Raw genomic sequence first — 3,845 nt, 5'->3', positions numbered from 1 at the left:
CATGCGCCGCCCCGCGTCGGCCCCCGTCGACGCCGAGCCGCCGGAGGTCGCGGTGCGGGTCTCGGACGGCCCACCGGGCCGGCTGCTCGTGCTGGCGTCCCGGTACCAGGCGGGGTGGTCGGCCACGGTCGACGGCGACGAGGTCCCGATCCGGTCCGTGTGGTCGGGTCAGGTGGGGGTCCCGGTGCCGGCGCGGGAGTCCGAGGTCACCGTCTCCTACGACGGGACCCGGCACGACCTGCTCCTCCTCGGCCAGGTGACGGCCCTGCTGTTCACCGTGTTCACCGCGGTCCCGTCGCGCAGGGTGCCGTGAAGGACCCCTTCGCTGCACGGGACGCAGCCAAGGAGGCCCTCACGGCGTCACACGCAGGCAAGGAGGCCTTCACGGCGTCACACGCGGGGAAGGGGTCCTTCACGGCACACGCCGGGAGTGTGGTCAGCCGCCGTCGATGATGTCGGGTTCGACGCCGAGGTAGTTGGCGACCTGTTCGACGAGCACGTCGTGGACGAGTTCCGCGAGCTCGACCGGGTCCTTCGCCCGCGCCTCCAGTGGGCGGCGGTAGAGCACGATGCGGGCGCGGGTGGGCAGGCCCGTCCGGTCGACCCCGGCCGGGACCAGGCGGGACAGCGGCACCGCACCGTCCAGCAGCACCCCCTCGGCCTCCGGGGACGGGATCTCGGTGTCCACCTCGGGGACGTCGTCGACGGCGACGTCCAGCTCCGTCAGGTCGTGCCGCCAGCGGGCCTCGATCGGTTCGAGCGCGTCGAGCACCAGCGCGTCGAACTTCTCGGCACGGCTCGACGCCGCGGGGAGGGTGGACGGGTACAGCGGTCCGCGCAGCCCGCGTCCGTGCCGGTCCCGGCGCCGCCGCTGTCGCGAACTACGAGCCATAGCCGGGAAGGGTACGCGCCCACGGTCGGGGCGTTTCCGGTGTGTCGGCGGTACGGGAGCCGTCGTGGCAGCTACAGTGGGACACCGTGCGGAGCGTGCGGAAGTGTTCGCGGACGGGTTGCCTCGAACCCGCGGTTGCCACGCTGACCTACGCCTACAGCGACTCGACCGCGGTGGTGGGGCCACTGGCCACGGCCTCGGAACCCCACTCGTACGACCTCTGCGAGGCCCACGCCCTCAGTCTCACCGCGCCGAAGGGCTGGGAGGTCGTCCGCCACGAGGGTGAGTTCTCCGCACCCGAACCGTCCAGCGACGAGCTCACGGCGCTGGCCGAGGCCGTCCGGGAGGCGGGCCGCTCCGATCGCCGGGCCCCCGCCTCGGATCCGCAGCCGGAGGAACCGCAGCCCGGGGGAGGCGTCCGCCGGGGGCACCTCCGGGTTCTGCCCGGCCGCGCCTGACCGTCCGTGACGTGTCGGTAGGCTCCCCTGCGGGTATCGAGGCTTGCGGAGAGTCGAACGCGACCGTGAGCCGGAAGCCAACGTCGACGACGATCGGGGAGAGGCGTGACAGACCTGTCGGCCATCGTGAAGGCCTACGACATCCGTGGGGTCGTCGGTGAGGACCTCACCGAGGAACTGGTCACCGACTTCGGGGCCGCCTTCGCCCTGCTGATCAAGCCGGACTCGCCCTCGGTCGTCGTCGGCCACGACATGCGCGACTCCTCGCCGGGCCTGGCCGCCGCCTTCGCCGAGGGGGTCACCGCACAGGGACTCGACGTCGTCTCGATCGGTCTGGCCAGCACGGACGAGCTCTACTTCGCCTCGGGGGCGCTCAACATGCCCGGGGCGATGTTCACCGCGAGCCACAACCCGGCCCGGTACAACGGGATCAAGCTCTGCCGTGCGGGCGCGGCCCCGGTGGGGCAGGACTCGGGCCTGGCGGAGATCCGCGACACCGTGGAGCACGGGGTGCCCGAGTTCGGGGGGCAGACGGGCGGCGTCACCGAACGCGACGTCCTCCCCGACTACGCCGACCACCTGCGCACGTTGGTGGACCTCACCGCGATCCGCCCGCTGACCGTCGTGGTCGACGCGGGCAACGGCATGGGTGGGCTGACCGTGCCCCGGGTGCTCGACGGGCTGCCGGTCACCGTCGATCCCCTGTACTTCGAACTCGACGGCACGTTCCCGAACCACGAGGCCAACCCGCTCGACCCGGCCAACCTCGTCGACCTGCAGGCCAGGGTGCGCGAGGTCGGTGCCGACCTCGGCCTGGCCTTCGACGGCGACGCCGACCGTTGCTTCGTGGTGGACGAGAACGGTGACCCGGTCCCGCCGAGCGCGATCACCGCGCTGGTGGCCACGCGCGAACTCGCGAAGGAACCCGGCGGGACGATCATCCACAACCTGATCACGTCCAAGGCGGTCCCGGAGATCGTCACCGAGCACGGGGGCAAGCCCGTGCGCACCCGGGTCGGGCACTCGTTCATCAAGGAGACGATGGCCCGCACCAACGCGATCTTCGGCGGCGAGCACTCGGCGCACTACTACTTCCGGGACTTCTGGCGGGCCGACACCGGCATGCTGGCGGCCCTGCACGTGCTCGCCGCGCTCGGGGAGCAGGAGGGCACCCTGTCCGCGCTGACGGCGGACTACACCCGCTACGTCGCCTCCGGCGAGATCAACTCGACGGTCGACGACCAGGCCGCCCGGCAGGCCGCGGTGCGCGAGGCGTTCGCCCGGCGCGGCGGCACGATCGACGAGTTGGACGGCCTGACGGTCGACCTCGGCGAATCGGGCTGGTTCAATCTCCGGGCGTCCAACACGGAGCCGCTGCTGCGGTTGAACGTGGAGGCACCCGACGAGGCGGCGATGCGCGCGTTGACCGACGAGGTGCTCGCCCTCCTCCGCGACTGACCTTCGCCTCCCGCCTGTTCCGCCGAGAGTGGTAGAGAGGAATCATGGCCGTCACGCTTGATGCGCAGCTCCTCGAGGTTCTCGCCTGTCCCGCCGCCGACCACGCGCCGTTGCGGCCGGGGACACCCGACGACCCGGACGCCGACGCGCTGACCTGTACGTCCTGTGGCCGCGTGTACGAGGTGCGCGACGGGATCCCGGTGTTGCTGCTCGATGAGGCGGATCTCCCGGACACCGACTCCGATGGTGGGGACCAGCGCGCGAAGGACGAGCCCGACGGTGCTTGACGACACCCTGCTCGACGACCCGGAGCGGTTGTCCGACGCCGACGTCGAGGGCCTGTTGCGTGCGGTCGCCACGGCGGGCGCACAGGTGCGTGCCACCGCCGAGACCGCGGCGGAGGTCGACCTGGCCGGGCGGCTCGAGGGCGGCAGACCCCGCAGTCTGGTGTTGCTGCGCCGTCCCGGCGCCGGGGACTCCGCGGCGTCGCTGCTGCACGCCCTGATCGCACCGGTGAGCCCGGTGCCGGTCGTGCTCGCGGACCTGGTGCCGGGCTGGGTCGGCGCGCTCGACGTGGTCGTCGCCCACACCGACGACCCCCAGGACCCGGACCTCGCGTCCTCGTTGGAGCGGGCGGCGCGGTTCGGCGCCACGGTGGTGCTCTCGGCTCCCCCGGACGGTCCGGTCGCCTCGGCCGTCGCGGGTCGGGCGGTGCTGTTGCCGCCCCGGGTCACCGTCCCACCCGGCCTGACGTGGGCGACGGCGTTGACGGCCGGGTTGCTCACCGCCGACGCCCTCGGGACCCCGGTGGGCGACGTGGCGGCGCTCGCCGATCTGCTGGACGCCGAGGCCGGACGGTGCCACCCGGGTCAGGAATCGTTCGCCAACCCGGCCAAGTCGCTCGCGCTGCGGATGGCCGACCGCGTCCCGCTGCTGTGGGGGCTCGACGAGACCGCGGTGGCGGTCGCCCGGCACGGTGCGCACACGCTGGCCGCGTACGCGGCGGTCGTCGCGGACGCGGCCGGGTACCGCCGGGC

General features: G+C 73.0%; 5 protein-coding genes and 1 pseudogene. 5 read left to right on the top strand and 1 reads right to left on the bottom strand.

Annotation, left to right across the window (positions count from 1 at the left end; translation table 11 throughout):
• Positions 1-313, top strand: a pseudogene (locus tag ACTIR_RS26920) (hypothetical protein); the annotation flags it as partial.
• A gap of 123 nt (positions 314-436) precedes the next feature.
• Here the strand turns inward: ACTIR_RS26920 and ACTIR_RS0119005 are convergent.
• Positions 437-892: a metallopeptidase family protein gene (locus ACTIR_RS0119005; protein WP_026455462.1), complete on the bottom strand. Its 456-nt coding sequence runs from the start codon at positions 890-892 to the stop codon at positions 437-439.
• 86 nt (positions 893-978) lie between these two features.
• On the opposite strand from ACTIR_RS0119005, the gene ACTIR_RS0119000 reads away from it, so the two are divergent.
• From ACTIR_RS0119000 to ACTIR_RS0118985, 4 genes are all read left to right on the top strand, one after another.
• The gene (locus ACTIR_RS0119000) at positions 979-1,350 is read left to right on the top strand and encodes a DUF3499 domain-containing protein (RefSeq protein ID WP_026455461.1); all 372 of its coding nucleotides are present in this window, start codon (positions 979-981) and stop codon (positions 1,348-1,350) included.
• A 105-nt stretch (positions 1,351-1,455) separates the two neighbouring features.
• Positions 1,456-2,808 carry a phosphomannomutase/phosphoglucomutase gene (locus tag ACTIR_RS0118995; RefSeq protein WP_026455460.1) on the top strand — a complete coding sequence of 451 codons (1,353 nt, stop codon included), beginning with the start codon at positions 1,456-1,458 and terminating at the stop codon, positions 2,806-2,808.
• Positions 2,809-2,852: 44 nt separating this feature from the next.
• Positions 2,853-3,095, top strand: a complete 243-nt coding sequence (locus tag ACTIR_RS0118990) for a Trm112 family protein (protein ID WP_026455459.1) — start codon at positions 2,853-2,855, stop codon at positions 3,093-3,095.
• A partial coding sequence (locus tag ACTIR_RS0118985; RefSeq protein WP_052583953.1) for an SIS domain-containing protein occupies positions 3,052-3,845 on the top strand: 794 nt, incomplete at its 3' end. The genes ACTIR_RS0118990 and ACTIR_RS0118985, both read left to right, overlap by 44 nt.

Source organism: Saccharomonospora iraqiensis subsp. iraqiensis, assembly GCF_000430445.1.
GTDB lineage: Bacteria > Actinomycetota > Actinomycetes > Mycobacteriales > Pseudonocardiaceae > Saccharomonospora > Saccharomonospora iraqiensis.
The sequence above is the reverse complement of the archived record's forward strand: the minus strand, read 5'-3'. Positions and strand labels throughout refer to the sequence as shown.

Bases quoted from the DNA above. Each gene is read 5' to 3' on its own strand.
- ACTIR_RS0119005 (WP_026455462.1), bottom strand. From the start codon at position 892: ATGGCTCGTAGTTCGCGACAGCGGCGGCGCCGGGACCGGCACGGACGC.
- ACTIR_RS0118990 (WP_026455459.1), top strand. From the start codon at position 2,853: ATGGCCGTCACGCTTGATGCGCAGCTCCTCGAGGTTCTCGCCTGTCCC.